Annotated in this window: 16 protein-coding genes; 8 read left to right on the plus strand and 8 right to left on the minus strand. The window is 63.4% G+C overall.

The window, feature by feature from the left end:
* Positions 1 to 23 precede the first annotated feature (23 nt).
* From EQG66_RS00195 to EQG66_RS00210, 4 genes are read left to right on the plus strand one after another with little or no spacing between them, the layout of a single operon-like run.
* Positions 24 to 911, plus strand: a complete 888-nt coding sequence (locus EQG66_RS00195) for a conjugal transfer protein TraF (RefSeq protein WP_129402906.1) — start codon at positions 24 to 26, stop codon at positions 909 to 911.
* Complete coding sequence (locus tag EQG66_RS00200) at positions 911 to 1,507, plus strand: conjugal transfer protein TraF (RefSeq protein WP_164975563.1); 597 nt, start codon at positions 911 to 913, stop codon at positions 1,505 to 1,507. Before EQG66_RS00195 ends, EQG66_RS00200 begins: the two co-directional genes overlap by 1 nt.
* Before the next feature lie 52 nt (positions 1,508 to 1,559).
* Positions 1,560 to 2,981, plus strand: coding sequence for a conjugal transfer protein TraH (locus EQG66_RS00205; protein WP_129402548.1), 1,422 nt, complete (start codon positions 1,560 to 1,562; stop codon positions 2,979 to 2,981).
* 25 nt (positions 2,982 to 3,006) lie between these two features.
* Entirely contained in the window at positions 3,007 to 6,747 is a 3,741-nt protein-coding gene (locus tag EQG66_RS00210) for a conjugal transfer protein TraG N-terminal domain-containing protein (protein ID WP_129402549.1), read from the plus strand.
* 5 nt (positions 6,748 to 6,752) lie between these two features.
* On the opposite strand, the gene EQG66_RS15485 is transcribed toward EQG66_RS00210, so the two are convergent.
* Entirely contained in the window at positions 6,753 to 7,361 is a 609-nt protein-coding gene (locus EQG66_RS15485; RefSeq protein ID WP_245987744.1) for a hypothetical protein, read from the minus strand.
* Positions 7,362 to 7,480: 119 nt separating this feature from the next.
* Between EQG66_RS15485 and EQG66_RS00220 the strand changes: the two genes are divergently transcribed.
* Positions 7,481 to 7,798 carry a helix-turn-helix domain-containing protein gene (locus EQG66_RS00220; RefSeq protein ID WP_220428613.1) on the plus strand — a complete coding sequence of 106 codons (318 nt, stop codon included), beginning with the start codon at positions 7,481 to 7,483 and terminating at the stop codon, positions 7,796 to 7,798.
* Positions 7,788 to 9,053 (plus strand): type II toxin-antitoxin system HipA family toxin, encoded by a 1,266-nt coding sequence (locus EQG66_RS00225; RefSeq protein WP_164975547.1) that lies wholly within the window; start codon positions 7,788 to 7,790, stop codon positions 9,051 to 9,053. Before EQG66_RS00220 ends, EQG66_RS00225 begins: the two co-directional genes overlap by 11 nt.
* Positions 9,054 to 9,125: 72 nt before the next feature.
* On the opposite strand, the gene hemA is transcribed toward EQG66_RS00225, so the two are convergent.
* Genes hemA through EQG66_RS00245 form a run of 4 tightly spaced genes read right to left on the minus strand, consistent with a single transcriptional unit; the run spans position 9,126 to position 12,349 of the window.
* Positions 9,126 to 10,343: a 5-aminolevulinate synthase gene (gene hemA, locus EQG66_RS00230; RefSeq protein WP_129402551.1), complete on the minus strand. Its 1,218-nt coding sequence runs from the start codon at positions 10,341 to 10,343 to the stop codon at positions 9,126 to 9,128.
* Positions 10,340 to 10,732 carry a c-type cytochrome gene (locus EQG66_RS00235; protein ID WP_129402552.1) on the minus strand — a complete coding sequence of 131 codons (393 nt, stop codon included), beginning with the start codon at positions 10,730 to 10,732 and terminating at the stop codon, positions 10,340 to 10,342. Before EQG66_RS00235 ends, hemA begins: the two co-directional genes overlap by 4 nt.
* Before the next feature lie 5 nt (positions 10,733 to 10,737).
* Positions 10,738 to 11,202 (minus strand): group I truncated hemoglobin, encoded by a 465-nt coding sequence (locus EQG66_RS00240; RefSeq protein WP_220428614.1) that lies wholly within the window; start codon positions 11,200 to 11,202, stop codon positions 10,738 to 10,740.
* A gap of 55 nt (positions 11,203 to 11,257) precedes the next feature.
* Positions 11,258 to 12,349 (minus strand): DUF3034 family protein, encoded by a 1,092-nt coding sequence (locus EQG66_RS00245; RefSeq protein WP_245987746.1) that lies wholly within the window; start codon positions 12,347 to 12,349, stop codon positions 11,258 to 11,260.
* A gap of 169 nt (positions 12,350 to 12,518) precedes the next feature.
* Here EQG66_RS00245 and EQG66_RS00250 point away from each other — a divergent pair, with 169 nt between their 5' ends.
* On the plus strand, positions 12,519 to 13,046 hold the full coding sequence (locus tag EQG66_RS00250) for an RNA polymerase sigma factor (RefSeq protein ID WP_129402553.1): 528 nt from the start codon (positions 12,519 to 12,521) through the stop codon (positions 13,044 to 13,046).
* 86 nt (positions 13,047 to 13,132) lie between these two features.
* The gene (locus tag EQG66_RS00255) at positions 13,133 to 13,732 is read left to right on the plus strand and encodes a cupin domain-containing protein (protein WP_164975548.1); all 600 of its coding nucleotides are present in this window, start codon (positions 13,133 to 13,135) and stop codon (positions 13,730 to 13,732) included.
* Between the two features lie 44 nt (positions 13,733 to 13,776).
* On the opposite strand, the gene EQG66_RS00260 is transcribed toward EQG66_RS00255, so the two are convergent.
* From EQG66_RS00260 to EQG66_RS00270, 3 genes are all read right to left on the minus strand, one after another.
* The gene (locus EQG66_RS00260; RefSeq protein ID WP_129402555.1) at positions 13,777 to 15,135 is read right to left on the minus strand and encodes an FAD-binding oxidoreductase; all 1,359 of its coding nucleotides are present in this window, start codon (positions 15,133 to 15,135) and stop codon (positions 13,777 to 13,779) included.
* A 63-nt stretch (positions 15,136 to 15,198) separates the two neighbouring features.
* Positions 15,199 to 15,600 (minus strand): nuclear transport factor 2 family protein, encoded by a 402-nt coding sequence (locus EQG66_RS00265; protein WP_129402556.1) that lies wholly within the window; start codon positions 15,598 to 15,600, stop codon positions 15,199 to 15,201.
* Positions 15,601 to 15,719: 119 nt separating this feature from the next.
* Positions 15,720 to 16,181 (minus strand): cupin domain-containing protein, encoded by a 462-nt coding sequence (locus EQG66_RS00270; RefSeq protein WP_129402557.1) that lies wholly within the window; start codon positions 16,179 to 16,181, stop codon positions 15,720 to 15,722.
* Positions 16,182 to 16,330: the final 149 nt, after the last annotated feature.

Genomic DNA, 16,330 nt, shown 5'->3' on the forward strand with positions numbered 1-16,330 from the left:
TCTCGCTCCCCCGCGCGGTCGCCATGGGCTTGCTGCTGGTCCTGGCCATACCGGTGCCAGTCAGCGCGCAAGCAAGCCCCGCGACGTCGAGCACGATCAAGCAGGGCTACTGGTGGTACGCGCCGCCGCCGAAGGCGGAAGAGCCAAGGGAGCCCGATCCAGAGGCGCTGGTCCGGCCCGTCATCCCGCCGATGGCCGAACTCGCGAGCTGGACCCCGCCCAAAATTCGCAAGCTGATCGAGCAGCAGCGCGACTATGCCGCGACCGTGCTCACCGTCGATGCAGTCTCGGACTTCTGGCGGCTTCAGGATTTTGCGAGGCGGAAGGCGCGTGCGTTCGCGGGGGTCACCCAGATCGCCATGCTCCAGCATCCCGAACTCAATTCCAAATCGGCCAATCCGATGGTCGGCGATGCCCGGTCCGAGCTCACCGCGTACAAGGACGATGTCCGCCGCCGCTATCTGCGCGCCCATGCAGGCGAGTTCGCGCTGGTCATGTTCTCGCGTTCGACCTGCGGCTATTGCCGGGTGCAGTGGCCGATCGTCCAGCGTTTCCAGGATGAAATGGGCTGGCAGGTGACGCTGATGGACATCGATCGGCGGCCCGAACTGGGGCAGCGCTTCGGCGTCGAGGTGACACCGACCACCATGATCATCCGGCGAAACAGCCAGCAGCGCATGGTGATCGCCGCCGGCATCGAGGCCTATCCCAACCTGACCCAGATGGCCTATCAGGCGGTGAAATTGCTTACTGGCGACATCCGCCCCGAACAGTTCATGACCGGCGCGGGCGAAGAAGACGGGTTCTTCGATGCGCTCGCCAATGGCCCGGTCTCGGCCAGCGACCCGCGCTCCCGCGCGAGCGACATGCTCGGCGGGGATCTCGTCGATCTGCCCGCAGGGCCGAAATGATGCGCTGGTCGAGCTATCTCGCACTTGCCGCACTGGCCTGCGCCGTGGCTGCTCCCAGCGGCTCGGCTCTGGCGCGACCGGTCACGCGCGAGGAAGCGATGCGTGCGGCCATCCATCCGGTCGCGAGCCTCGCCGATATGAACGCCTGGCTGGCCCGTGCGCCTGTCACCCGTGATTTTCCGCCCGATTTTGTCGCGGCTCTGCGCGGGCAGGCTCCCGCCTTCCTCATCGAGATGAGTACGGCACCAGGCTGTGTCCCTTGCGCGGATATGTGGAACAAGCTCGGCCCACTGCGTCGCCAATATGGCTGGCAGGTCCGAACCATCGGCAGCGAGGAGGCGATGATCCGTTCTGGCAGGCTCGCCCTGCCCTGGGTCGGGCATCCGGTCGCTTGGGTACGACCGGTGGGCGATCCGAACCGAATTATACCGATCGCGATCGGTACCGATCATGCGCCCAACCTCGCGCGCAACATCTACCTCGCGGCCAAGATGCTGACCGGCGTTCGCGCCGATGTCGGCGTGCGCGCTCTGTCCAAGTTCACCGGGATCGTCGGCATGACGCCACGCCCGGCACCCAGAACCGGAAGGAATTGATCATGGCAGGCCAGTTCCTTCCCCACCACTATCACATGCAAGGAAGCCCGCCATGGCCAAGCCCCTCTCCCGTCTGAGCATCTCCGCGCTCGCCCTTCTCGCAGCCTGCGGAACGACCGTTCCCGCCCATGCCCAGAGCTGGGCGGAAAGCTGGTTCGACAATGTCACCTACACCTCGCCCGGCAGCTTCGAGGACCAGACCCGCGGCTATGTCACCGCAGGCGGCATGTCGGGGCGGATCGACGTCCACAACGACTATCTGATGAGCCTGACGCTGCCCAAGGTGAAGGCGGGCTGCGGCGGCATCGACATGTTCCTGGGCGGCATGTCGTTCCTCGACCCCGACTATCTCGTCCAGAAGCTCGAGAGCATCCTCCAGGCCGCGCCCGCCGTCGCCTTCCAGTATCTTCTCGAAACATTGGACGAGAAGATGGGTAACATCATCTCGAAGATGGAAGCGGCAACCAATTTCCTGAACTCGATCCAGGTCAACGACTGCCGGCTCGCCAACCGGATGGTCCAGATCGCCAAGGGCGACGACAATATGTCGGGGATCATCGAGGAAATGACCGGCTACAAGTCGGTCAAGGAAGGCTTCGCCAAGAGCTACCAGCAGAGCCGCGAGAAGATCCAGGCGAACCGCAACAGTCCCACCGAGGATCTGAAAGACGCGCTCGCCAACTGCCCTGCCGAAGTGACCGACATCTTCCGTACCGGCTCGCTCCTCGCCCATGCCGCGACCCGCGTCGGCGCGGGCGATTGGGCGAGCGTGATGCGCGCCCGGGTCGGCGACGTCTACATGCGCTGGGATCCGGCCGACAAGGTGCCGCTGTTCTCAGCAATTCCTGCCTGCCCGCGCCAGGATACCGAGAGCCCAGACGATTTCCTCACCGGCAAGGTCCAGCGCCGCGCGCTCAACATCCCCGCGACCGCGGCCGACTGCACCACCGATACCGGCAAGGGCGCGCTCGAACTGGCGCGCATCCGGATGCAGGCGATCACAGTCAAGATCCGCACGCGCAGCGCGCTGACTGTCGAGGAACGCCAGTTCGTCGCCAATGTCCGCACGCTCCCCGTCTATCGCATGCTCGAATGGGGCGTGCGCCAGGGCGTCCCGGATTCGGTGATCGCCGACACCGACGAGCTGGTGGCGCTGACTCTCGCCTACCAGATGCTCAACGATCTCACCCGCTCCATCGACTTCGCCATCGGCAATGCCGAACGCGGTGCCAGCGCGGCGGGCGCGGCCGACGATGCCAACGCCAATGTCTGCCAGACGCGCATCCTCACCAAAGGCATCGAGCAACTGCGCGAACTGCGCGAAGAGGTGCTGCGCCAGCGCGCGCAAATGCGCCAGAGCTATATGGCCGCGCTCAATGCCGCCAATCTCTCGGCGAACTATGCTGGTCTAATCCGCCAGCGCGACCGCGACGCGCGCGATGCCAGCGCGGCCGCCGCTACTCCCAACCGCTGACGCCGCAACCCCAGGAACTCATACCATGCGCCTCGCCATTCGCGCCCTCGCCGCTCTGCTGCTCGGCCTCATCGCCACGCCCGCGCTGGCGGTCGATACCAGCTTCTATACCTATGATGGGTTCGCCGAAACGGTTGACGCTTTCCGCCTCGTCTCGATGATCTTCGCCGATCCGCGCTACGAGACGCTTGTGATGATCATCGCGGTGGTCGGGATTGCGCTTGGCGCGGTCATCGCCAGCGTCCGCGGCCAGGGCATGGGACTTGTCGCGTTTGGCTTCCAGATCTTCGTCGGCGTCGGCCTGTTCGTCGGGCTCGTCGCCACCACGGGCACGGTCCATGTCTACGACAAGGTCAGGAACGCCTATCAGCCGGTCGGCGATGTGCCCAATCTTCTGGTCCTGGTCGCAGGCGTCACCAATCTCATGGAGCGCTCGCTCGCCGAGACGATCGACGACAACACGCTCGACCCCAATGCCAAGCTCGAGTTCGGTGCGGGCGGGCACAGCTTCGACCTGTTCTTGAACGCGGTCAGTCCTCGCGGGCCCATGACCGACTCTTTCCTCGACGCGACGATCAAGGACTATGTCCGGCAGTGCTATCCTGTTGCGCGCGTCTCGCCTGCCTACGGCGTCGACGACGACCAGCTGTTCCGCACGACCACCGACCTCCCCGCCTCCTTTGCCGCGATGGCCGGTCCCGCAACCTTCAGCACGGTCTATACCGCCGCCGACAAGGGCGGGACCACGATGAGCTGCCAGGAGGCCTGGGACAATATCCAGGCGCGCCTTGCCGATCCGACGCTGTTCGAGGGCTACACGGCGCAGGTTTGCCAGCGCACCGGCTACGACATCGGTGATGCCGCGCAGCTCGCGCGCTGCCGCTCGCGGCTCGGGGACATGGGCCAGATGATGTTGGGGACACCGCTTTCGCTGCAGGCGTTCATGACCGACATATTGCTGGGCAACACCGTCGGCGACGTGCTGTTCGAGGACAGCCCTGCTTCGGCCGCACGGGTCATGGCCAATCGCGCGATCGTCTCGAACGGGCTTGCCACCATGTCGGTCGCCAACGAATGGATGCCGACGATCCGGGCCACCGTGTTCGGGATCATGCTGTTCATGGTGCCGATCGCGCTGCTGTTCATCCTCACACCCATCAATCTGCGTGTCGCAAGTTTTGCCCTGGGGCTGTTCGTCTTCGTCGCGCTCTGGGGCGTGATCGATGCCGGCATCTACCAGCTGACGCTCGGCCGGGCGATGGACGTGCTCGCCGAGATGCGATCGAACGCGGTTGCCACTAATGCCTGGATGCTCGCGCCCTCGGCTTCGATGAAGGCGCTGGCGATCTTCGGCACCTTCCGCACCGCCGCGGCAGGACTCGCCGGCGCTTTCGTGTTCACCGTGTTTCGCTTCTCGGGCAATGTCTTTTCGAGCTTCACCGGCAGCGCCTTGCAGGCTCAGGGGCTCGGCAGTGCCGCTGCCGCGCCGCTGGCCACGCGCGAGGGCTATGCCTCCGCCCTCGAAACCCAGGCCTCGGCGGCCGGCACCATGGCTAGGCGGGGCGCGGCCTCGAGCTTCGGCGACTTCGGCGAGCGGTCTTCGTTCGGTGCCAACCGCTCCTTCGGCGCGGCGGGAGCCGTGCTCGGTGAGCAGGGCAGCGGTGTGCCGGGCGTGCCCGCTTTCGGCATAGGCGGGATCGATGCCGCGCGCGAGCTGGGCGGGCTCTCCCCTGCCCTCAATGGCCGTGATTTGAGCGATCCGGCGGTCGCGCGCGCGGTGCGCGCCAATGCCACGACCTCCGCGATCCACAATTTTGCCGAAAAGGACGCGCTGCGCGGCCTCGGCACCAGCTACTTCGGCGCGGGGCAAGCGGGCGAGAAGGCCTTTGCCGCCTTCGCACAGAACATGGTGCAGTGGAAGGCGTTCGGCGACGAACGCGCTTATGCGATGATGTTCCAGGGAGCGAGCCGTCACTTCGAGCGCGGCGGCTACTCCAAGGCGGATGCGGAATTGAAGGCTTCGGGCGTGATTGGCGAGGCGGGCGCCGATCCGACGTTCGCCAAGCTCATCGCCAACAGCTACGACCAGGAGCAGATGCTGAAGAACGACCTGACCGGCGCGCAGATCCAGGTCGGCGCGATGGAAGGCCGCCGCGATTATGCCGGCGACCGCGTCGCCGAGACCGAACGCCGCAATGTCGCGACCGAACAGGCCTGGCGCACCGGCGGCAATCAGGGGCAGCGCAGTGCTGCATCGATGCTCGGGCTCTCGCTCGACGAGACCAGCCGGCGCATCTCGTTCATCAACGCATTGTCCGGTGAGGCGCGTTCCTCCGCGATCACCCAGCTTGGCCGCGCGACAGGGCGCAATGCCGCCCAGGTCATGCGCGCGCTCGAAACCTACAATGCCGCCGTCCAGGTGGGCACCGCCGACGGCGCCACCGCAGAAGCGGCACGTGAAGGCACCAGTGTCTATGGACGCACTCGCGAGGCGGCAGGTTATGATTTTGCCGAACGCTCGGGCAAGCTCGATGCCCAGCGCGAAGTGGGTACGAGCGGCACCCGCAGCGCTGCCCGCATCGGCGAGCAGCGGCGTCAGTCGGATAATTTCGGCTATGCCGAGGGTGCTGCGGCCGCAGGCGTGTCGGTGCGCGAGGCGGCCCGGCTCGACAGCTTCATCCAGGCACTCAGCCGCACTGCCGGGAATCAGGTCGATATGGCCGAAGGCGGCGCCGGCGGGATCGCCGACCGCGCGCGCAACGAGCGGCTCACCCGCATCGTCGACAACGAACGCCTTACGAGGATGCAGGGGCTGCTGCGCGAGCATGGCATCAATATGAGCAAGCGCCAGATCGCCATGGATCAGAACGGCGACTTCAACCTCAACCTGACGCCCGAGTCCGCCGCCCAGATGTGGCGCGGCGGGCTCATCAACGAAAGTCAGCTCGGTGCCGTGGCAAACGGCGGTTCGGCCCGGTTCAGCTTCGCGCACAATGATCTGCTGGTCTCGAGCAGCACCAATTCCCAACGCTCGGCACGCAACGATACCAGCACGCGGTTCGAGGCCGGCAAGCAGGCCGGGCCGGATACGGTCGAGCATTTCCTCGGTGGCGGCGAGGAAGGCAAGGCCGCCATGGCCAACTGGCTGCGCGGCGGGTTCGAGATGGACCGGCAAGGGAACTGGCGGCTCAAGCCGCAGGTTGCCGACACGCTCCAGCGCGACGTTCAGGCGATCATGGCGCAGACTGGATGGACGCGGAATATTGAAAGGTCGGCACAGGATCAGACATCCATGGGCACAGATGTCGGTGCCTCAATATCCGCATCCGCCAATCGTACTGGTCCGACCAAGGCTGGAGATCGAGGCCGTCAGTCTTCAGGCAGTTCGGTTGCAGGCGGCGCTTCCGCCAACCTGGGTTTCGAAAGTTCTGATCGCGGATCGACGTCCGAAAGCGCGAATGCCAATATCGATATTGTGAACTACGATGTGCGAGGAGCCATCGCCGCTGCCGAGCGGGCCGCAGCGCGCGCAGACAGTCCGGCCGACACGTTCTCGAGTGAACTGAGCCGACAAGTACTTGGTCCTAACGGCCTACGTAATCGCTACCTTGAGCAGGCAGATTCCGGGCGCGGTACCGCCGACATCACTGGTCCGCTCACCTCAATCGAGCAATCGTCCGTCCTACAGCGGGGAACCTTCTCGACCGACCTCGATCACAGTCCACAGGACGGAGATCCGAGCTTCAAGGGACGTCGCGACAAGTGATGCCTTCAGCGACGCGACCGGAAATGCCGTCGGTGTAGCGCACCGGACCGCGGATCGAGCGGATCGGAATATGGATCCCGCATGCCGCCGACTGAGCGCTTGGGGAACATCTGCTCGTGGGTCGGCTCGACGAATTCCCAGTCACTCCAAGCGAACCATTCTCGCGCATAACCGAGACCCAGCACCATCAGCGCCAGCGGCGGGAAAAAGGCGATGTTGAGGAAACCGGCCAATGCGCCGGTGTAGAATTCTTCCAGCAACACAACCTTCACTGATGCCGCCATGCCGAGCCAATAGATCACGATCGCCGCCCACCAGAGTTTTGCATACCAGGGGCGCCACAGCCAATCGGACGCATGCGGGCGCTCAACCACACTGGTGGTGGTCGCCGCATCCGCATTCTCGTCTGACTCGACTGCCCGGGCCATCGTCTGATCCTTTCCGAGCCCGACTATAGCACCGGCGCCGAAATGAGGGAATCCGGCTTTGAACGCTTTGGCGGAGAATTCCTGTCCCATGGGCTTGGATCCTTGTCCTGGTTGCCCCCGTGCCACCCGCTCCCCTCCCGGATAAAATACCTCAAGATGTGCGTTCAAAAGCGTGTTAAGGCTCATATCAAGCTCTCAAGGGTGCATATCTTGACATTTTGCGAGATCGTCCGTATTGCCTTGAAAGTAGAAAATCGGCTTTTAGGAGCCCTTGAACGACCATGCCTGCCCGCAATGCCCTTTCTATGGCCCCGCCGCATGCGGTGCTTCTGGCGCTTACTCGTCTCGGTGAGGATTTGCGCACGGCCCGGCTCCGCCGAAACCTCACGATAGACGAGGTTGCCGCGAAGATCGGTTCCGGTCGGCGCGCCGTGGCGGATGCGGAGCGCGGCAAGGCGACCACCTCGATGGCGGTCTATGCGGCGCTGCTATGGAGCTACGATCTTCTGGGCGGCATCGAGCATCTCGCCGATCCATCGCGCGATCAGGAAGGCATGATCCTTTCGCGTTCGAAGCAGCGTTCGCGGGCGCGTTCGAGCCAAGGCCTGAGCAATGACTTCTGAGGCAGGCGGGGGAGAGTGCTACGTCTACATCACGCTTCCCGGATCGACCGAACCCGTCACGGCCGGCCGCTTCCAGATAGAGACCGACCGGGCGGGCAATGCGATCGGCCGGTTCGTCTATGGACGAAGCTATCTGTCACGCCCCGATGCGGTGGAATTCGATCCGGTCGAGCTCAAGCTCTCGACAAAAACCTATGAGACGGCGGCCTTGCGGGGCGTCTTTGGCGCGCTGCGCGACGCTGGCCCCGACTATTGGGGACGCCGTGTCATCGAAAAGCATGCCGGCAAAGCCGAACTCGGTGAACTCGATTATCTGCTTCACTCAGCCGATGACCGCGCGGGCGCACTTGGGTTCGGGCTCAACCAGCAGCCCCCTGCCCCCAGACGCAACTTTAATCAGACCATCGCTCTGGAAAAACTGCAACGCATCGCGGATGCAATCGTGGCCGACGAAGATCTGCCGGCCGATGCCGAGGCGGAACAGATTCAGGAGCTGCTGCTCGTCGGAACATCGATGGGTGGTGCCCGCCCCAAAGCGGTCGTCGAAGACCAGGATGCGCTGTGGGTCGCGAAATTCAACCGCGCCGACGACCGCTGGAACAGCGCGCGCGTCGAGCATGCGATGTTGAGGCTGGCGGCGGCCTGCGGGATCAATGCCGCACAGAGCAAGGTCGTCGTTGCCGGGGGCCGCGATGTCCTGATGGTGCGCCGCTTCGATCGCGACAGGAGCGAAGACGGATACCGGCGCGCGCGCATGGTGAGCGCCCTGACCTTGCTCCGGACGGAGGACAGCCACAGGGACCGGGATCGCTGGTCCTATGTCCTTCTCGCCGAAGAGCTCAGGCGCGCATCGGCCGATCCGAAAGACGACGCATCGGAGCTGTTCCGGCGAATGTGCTATAATGCCCTGATCTCAAACTCCGACGATCATCCACGCAACCACGCCCTCATCGCGCGCGATCGGGATTGGCGGCTGTCACCGGCCTATGATCTGACGCCGACCACCCCGATCAGCCTGGAACGGCGTGATCTTGCCCTCACGATCGGTGACGGCGGCCGCATCGCGACGGCGGCGAACCTTTGCTCACAGAGCCTGAGATTCCTTCTGTCGCCCGCACAAGCGGAGAACATCGTCCGCGATATGGAGCAATGTGTCAGTCAGCGCTGGTATGAGATCGCCCGGTCCGAAGGTGTCAGTGAAAAGGACTGCGGCCTCATCGCGGGCGCGTTCTGCTATCCAGGCTTTCGAGGCTGATCCGAACTGCTCGTAAAGCGCGAAGAATAGACCTTGAGGCGTGTTCGGCGCGCAGCCTGCCGTCTTTCTGGATTAGGCTGCCAGCCTTTTGGCTGTTCGTTCCCAGATTTCGACGAGCGCGGCGGTGAGTTCGCGCATCATCGCCTCGCTGTGCGCGGGGCCGGGGGTGAAGCGCAGGCGTTCGGTTCCGCGCGGCACGGTCGGGAAGTTGATCGGCTGCACGTAGACGCCGTATTCGGCGAGCAGGATGTCGCTGATCCGCTTGGCCTTGACCGGGTCGCCGACCATCAGCGGGACGATGTGCGTGGTCGATGGCATGACCGGCAGGCCGGCATCGCGGAACATCGCCTTGAGTATCGCGGCGGCAGCCTGCTGGCCCTCGCGCTCGACCGAGCTTTCCTTGAGGTGGCGGACCGAGGCGAGCACGCCGGCGACCAGCACCGGCGACAGGCTCGTGGTGAAGATGAATCCCGGCGCATAGGAGCGGATCACGTCGATGATCCGGCTGTCGGCCGCGATATAGCCGCCCATCACGCCGAAGGCCTTGCCCAGCGTGCCTTCGATGATGGTGATGCGGTGCGCCGCCTCGTCACGGTCGGAAATGCCGCCGCCGCGCGGGCCGTACATGCCCACCGCGTGGACTTCGTCGATATAGGTCAGCGCGTTGTACTTGTCGGCCAGATCGCAGATCGCGTGGATCGGGGCGACGTCGCCGTCCATCGAATAGACGCTCTCGAAAGCGATCAGCTTGGGCACCTCGGGATCGGCGGCGGCGAGCAGTTCCTCGAGATGGGCGACGTCGTTGTGCCGCCAGACCTGCTTCTCGGCGCCCGAATTGCGGATGCCGGCGATCATGCTGGCGTGGTTCAGCTCGTCCGAGAAGATCACGCAGCCGGGCAGGATCTTGGCGAGGGTGGAAAGTGTGGCGTCATTCGAGACATAGCCCGAGGTGAACAGCAGCGCGCCTTCCTTGCCGTGCAGGTCCGCCAGCTCGGCTTCGAGATCGACGTGGTAATGCGTGTTGCCGCCGATGTTGCGCGTGCCGCCCGAACCGGCGCCGACATCGTGCAGTGCCTCTTCCATCGCCGCGATGACCTTGGGGTGCTGGCCCATGGCGAGATAGTCGTTCGAGCACCACACGGTGATCGGCTTGGGCCCGTTGTGCCCGGCAAAGCAGCGCGCGTTGGGGAACATGCCCTTGTTGCGCAGGATGTCGATGAAGACGCGGTAGCGGCCTTCGGCGTGCAGGCGCTCGATCGCCTGGCCGAACAGACGATCGTAGCGTGTCACTTGGCGGCATCCGACCTCAGATAGGCGATTATCGCCGCGCGCTCGGCAGGGTTGGGAACCGAGAGGAACATCCGGGTGCCCTTCACCATCTTCTGCGGCCCCTGCAGCCATTGGTCGATTGTTGTCGCGTTCCAGGTGATGTTCGCTGCCCGCAGGGCCGGCGAGTAGTTGTAACCGGGCGCCATGCCGGCCTTGCGGCCAAACACGCCCTTGTGTGCCGGCCCGACCTTGTTGGCGGCGATGGAGTGGCAGCCGCCGCATTTCGCCTGATAGAGCCGCATGCCATCAGCGGCGGACGGCGCGGTCTGCGCGCCGCTCCTTGCTGCCGGCACAAGGACGGCCGCTGCGAGCGCTACGACCGGAAGGACGGAAAGGATGGTCTTGTTCATGGCGCTTACCTGTCGATGATGTCGCGGTGCATCGGCGCGAGTGCGGCGATCAGCCGGTTCTGCGCGGCGAAGGGCACATGCATCGCGTTCATGCTTTTCTGCAGCTCTTCGACGAGAGCGAAGAACGCGCCCTCGTTGACATTCATGCCGCGATGGGCCTCGGCCATGGTGCGGCCCGAATAGGTGCACGGCCCCTTCATGATCACGCAGAACTGCTCGACGAGCAGAGCCTTGATGCGCTCCTGATCAGCCGGTTCGAAGAAAGGGCGAGTGCGCGGATTCTTCACCCAGCGCGGCATGACATCGTCCATGATTTTCACGAGGCCTTCCCGTCCGCCGAAAGCCTCGAGCAGATGTTCGTCATCGGTGATGACGGGGACAGTCGGCGAGCGCGGCTGGATGCTAGGGTCGGACACCGCCGGCTCGCCGACTGCTGCCATGGCTGGGTTTGAAGCGACCAGAAGGGCCATGGCAAGCGGAAGTACGAAGTTTCGCATATCGAATTCCTTGATTTGGAAGAGTGGGTCAGAAGCCGACCTGAAGGGAGGCATAGGCGCCGTCCTGGCGGCGCAGCGCGATCTGGCCGAGCCGCGCATAGGCCAAGGTCACTGAGATATTCCGCGTCGGAGCGTAGGCGACGAAGGCATCCCAGGCGTCTTCCTCGCGGAAGGATGTGCCGCCCAGCGCGCCTTCAAGACGGTTCGACTTGGTGCGGAATTCACCGCCAACGGCCAGCTTGCGACTGATGAGATAAGCGGCCGAGCCTTCGAACTGCGGCTTGTAGTCGCGGTCCTTGCCGCCGAGCCCGCCGAAACCGAGAATGCCATACTGGTTTGCCCGGGTCAGCCGGACCGTGGCGTTGAGCAAGAGGCTCTTGGACAGGATGATCTTGGTCGCCGAAGCGTAGAAATCGAAATCCTCACGATCCAGGCCCAGCGCGCCGCCGACGACGGTCTTGTCGTCGTTGATCTTGTATTGGACGCCAACCGCAACCTGCGGAATGAGGCTGTCCTGCTCGAGAACGGCATCGCCGAACAGGCGGACCTTCGCGCCCAGGATCGTCTGGCTGATGGTATAGCGATTGCCGAGCGCCAGCGCGTTGCCGACCTCGCGTAGGTTGAAATTCTGATGGGCGATCGAAAGCTCCACGCGATTTCGGAAATTGATAGCGCCGCCATAGGAGGCGAGCGTGAAGTCGCGGGTATCGACGCCGGTGAAGAAGGCGCTCGCGCCGAGCTCGTTGCGCGTGCCGTAACCGCCGATCAGGGCCCAGGGCACAAGACCGCCACCACCCGCGCCCTCGATGGTCGAAACGCCGCCGGTGAGAAGCAGGCGTCCGCCATTGGACAAAAGGCCACGTTCGCGCGAACCGTCGTCGGATGACGGCGGTGCAACTTGGGGCTGGATCTCCTGAGCGGGCACCTCCTGCGGCGTGGAAGACGGTTCCATAGCGTCGTTGGCCGTGGATTCCGTACTCTGCGCGTCAGCCGCCCATGCCGCCGACAAGGGCGTGGCCGCCAGAAGCACGACGACGGAGAGGCTGGTGCCCCACCTGGATTTTGCTCGACTTTTCATTGGATCAATCACCCCTTCGGCTTGCCACGTGATTTCCGTCACACCGTCGCGACGGCTTTCGAAGGGGAATTACCGGCGCGATACGCCGGCCGGATGCAGAGCCAAGCAAAGTTTATTTTTTCATATTTCGCCGCTCTGACTGCATCTGATTTGGCAGTTGCCCGCGTAACGCAGGCACGCGCTCGAGCGCGGAGCATCTTGCGACGGGACCATGATGATCACCAAACTCCGGAGCTCAGAGACACTGCTGCGGGATATGGCGGAGGGCGATGAGCGGGCACTGCGCCAACTCTACGAAGCTCATGCCGACTGGGTCTACGCCATCGCGCTGCGGATCCTGCGCGACACCCAGGCCGCCGAAGATGCAGTGCAGGAAGCCTTCGTCAAGCTCTGGCGAACGGCGGGACGCTTCGATGCCGCACTGGGATCGGCGAAGACCTGGATCGGGATCATTGCGCGCAACGCGGCGCTCGATATGGGGCGGCGTCGCCAGCCCACCGAAGAACTGGACGAAGGCACCATGGCCAGCCTTGCAACCGACGTGGTGGAACCGCCAGATCCCAAACTGGGCAAATGCCTCGATCTGTTGCCGCGGGACCAGGCGCGAGCGATCGTCACCATGTACAACTACGGCCTCAGCCATTCGGAATTGTCGCAGCAGCTCGACCTGCCGCTGGGCACGGTCAAGAGCTGGATACGCCGGGGCACGCAATCTCTCAAACATTGCATGGAAAGCTGAATGGCAGATCCCGGATCAGCGAGGAACATGCGTCCGTTCCGGGCATTAGGGCCGTATATCACACTATGACAACACGAGTTCTGGACATGTCGATTGAAGATCGCGCGACGGCCTATGCAATGGGATCGCTCTCGCCAGGCGAGCGTGACGAGATTGCACGCGAGCGTCTCTACAACAGCGAACTCGACGAGCACATTAGCTTGGCCGAGCAGCTTTTCGCCGGGCTCGAAGCTGGTGAGGCGCCGGCACCGACGGCCTCACGGCTTTCCTCGGAAAGCTGGTCCCGCATTGAGGCGGCGATGAGCCGCGAACAAGCTGCGCTGGCGGGCAAGCACGCGCAGGAGTGCAGCGACGGAGACTGGCGGGTGCATGGGCCGCGGATCGAATTCAAGCCGCTATGGTCCGAGAGCGCGATCCTTATCCGCTGCAACCCAGGGGCTGTTGAAGAACGCCACGATCAGCCACCTGATCTCGACGAGCACATCCTCGTCATCGCCGGCGACCTCGATATTGGAGGCCGCAGATTCGGCACAGGAGACTATGTTCGCGTGCCGGCGGGCAGCGTTCATCAGCACATGGAAACCCATGGCGGCTGCCTGCTTTTCACCGAATATCTCGCTGCTGATGGCGCCCCGCTCGTCAGACCTGAGCCATTGGTTGAAGGGCAGCGGGCGTTCGGAAGGTAACTTTCAAAGCTCCTCCAGCTTCAATCTCGTTGAGATAGATGAACTCAACCCAGAAATTGGGCGAAATACGGCGTCGTGAAGCGAGAACGCGCCAGCTTGTGCGGAATGAAAAGATCGCCCTTTTGCAGCCATTGCGTCTGGATCGGCGATGCTCGTCCGCCGAGTTGATGGATGGCGAGTTGATTGTAGCGGCGGGAAAACTCGTGCCATGACGGGTCTGCCGGATTCGAGCAGAAGGGGTCGAACGAGAACGACACTCCCGGCCCGTCTGAATAGAGTCCGAAGGGCTTGCGATTTACCCCTGGCCTTGTGACGAAATAGGTTGCCCAGCCGCCTGGAGCGAAACCCGTCTCTGCCTGAAAGGCCAGAGTGAATGCGTGGCTCTCGGCCACGACCCGTTCAAGCTGCGCGAGATCATGTTCGTAATACTGGAAATCGAGCCGCTTTTCGTCGGCAGTCGGCCGCCAGTATTCGTTGACGAAATCTGCCCGCGAATGGACCAGCCCTTGGGGCTGCGGCACCTCCACGCCATCGAAGCCATATTGGATCGCGAGCCGCTTGGCCAAACGGAACGCCTCGCACTCCGGCTGAGATGCCGTAGGCGTCGTTGAACCGGGACCCACCATATGGCGCTGCTCATAAAAGCCAGCGAGCTTGTCGAGAAAAATGATGGCGAGCAGTGCACCGCACTGAAGGCGCTTTTCGAGCAACCCCGAAACGAGATCCTGAGGCGTCTCATAAGCACCGAATGAGACATCGGTCCGGCACAGGGTCGCGGGCCGCACCTCAACCAAGCATTCGACGACGATCCCGGAAAGCCCGAAAGAGCATTTGAACTCTTGAAAGGCTCTGCCGTCCGCGTGATCGGAAATGATGCGCAAGTCACCTTTCTCGTCGACATAGGTGATGCCGACGACATGGGCGGAAAAATAGCCCGGCCCATTGAGCGAGGATTCCTTGGTATCGCCGACCGCGACCGATCCAACGGATGCTTCGCCGATTTCGGCTTGGAACGGGATTTCGACACCGCGGGCCTGTAGCCACATATTGAGCTTCTTCAGTCGGCATCCCGCTTGGACGCGGACAACGGCGCGGCCCGTCGCATCGGTTTCAAGCCCCAGAATATCGTCGAGCTTGCGCAGGCAAACCAAACTACCTCCGTCATTGACGATTGTGTCGGTGACGGAGGCCATCGAGCCTACCGGGCTGACTGGCGTCGGGAAGCGCGTGACGTCGCGAACGATGGACTGGACATCCTCGTAGCTCAGCGGTTCAGCATAGACCGCGGGCACGGTGCTGCGATGCCCGCCCCAGTTGGTGTAGGTTCTGCCTTCGGTCACGAGAAGGCCATGCACGGGGTTGGCCCCGCCGCTACGCGACGGACGCGAAAAATCCATTTCCATGATATTGCTTTCAACAGGAAGAAGAGATGATGGGGGCAGACTATTCGTCCGCTTCAGACCACATCAAACCGAGCGCGCCTGCTCGATCGCCGCAGTGTCATAAAACTCTTGGAAGCGCGTGAGCTGGCCGCCTTCGATCGTGAAAATGTGCGCCCAGTCGCTGTCGAAAATACCCCTGCCACCGGTCTTGAACTGCGCGCGGCTCCGTCCAAGGACGGTTACGACGTTGCCCGCATCGCAGAACTGGTGCTGCTCGAACATTTCAAAATCCAGGTTATCCCCGAGCGCCTGGAAGAAGGAGGCCACGCCGGCCTCGCCGTCGCGCTTGCCTCCCCACGGGATCGTTTCGTGATTCCCGTTGGAGACCCACTCTATCGCAGGATCGACATTGTCGAGGATGGTTTGCACGTCGCCCCTGCCGAACGCCTCATAGAGCGAGCGGACAAAGTCTGAATTGTCGATCATTGGAATTTCCTTTCCGGGAATTTTTCGAACTCGGGCAGATCGCTAGTGATGCTGCCCCTGCTTTTCAGAGAACATCCGGGCTGGGTGCGCCTGCGGGTGTTTATTGGTCGTATTCCCTGTCACTCAGGCCGATAGGGCTGGATGCCGTGCAGGGGCGCGATCGCCATGACCGTAGCCATGGCGGCCGCAGGGTCGGTTTCGGCCTGCTCCGCCATGGCGAAGAAGAACTTTTCCGCTTCGATGCCCGGCGCTTGCACGATCAGGGCACGGGCGGGCTTGCCGCTTTCATTGGCGAAACCGTGGATGCATCCGGTCGGAAATGCCGCGAACTCCCCGGGACCAGCGACCTTACGTTCATCCGGCGTCGTGAATACGAGCTCGCCTTCGAGGATCTGGAAGCTTTCCGCGTCCACTTCATGGCTGTGCATCGGCACACTGGCGCCCGGCGGCACTTCGATCTCAAAGGTCATGAACGCGCCGCCGGTTTCGCTGGCGCGGGCGAGATAGCGATGTCCTATGCCGAGCACGGAATGTTCGAGCAGATCCTTGCTCTTGCGGAATAGGGGGGCGGCGGTGTCCATGGGCGTTCACTCCTCACAATTTCGTAGGGCGCGCAGCGCCGGATTATTCGTTCTCTGCGATGGCGGGCACGACGATAGATCCGCCCTTCATCGAGATGAGCGAAGGCGTCGCTCGAGTATTTCTGGAATGTATGGCGCAGATCGGCAGG

This window comes from Sphingobium fluviale (assembly GCF_004122115.1).
GTDB classification, from domain to species: Bacteria; Pseudomonadota; Alphaproteobacteria; order Sphingomonadales; family Sphingomonadaceae; genus Sphingobium; species Sphingobium fluviale.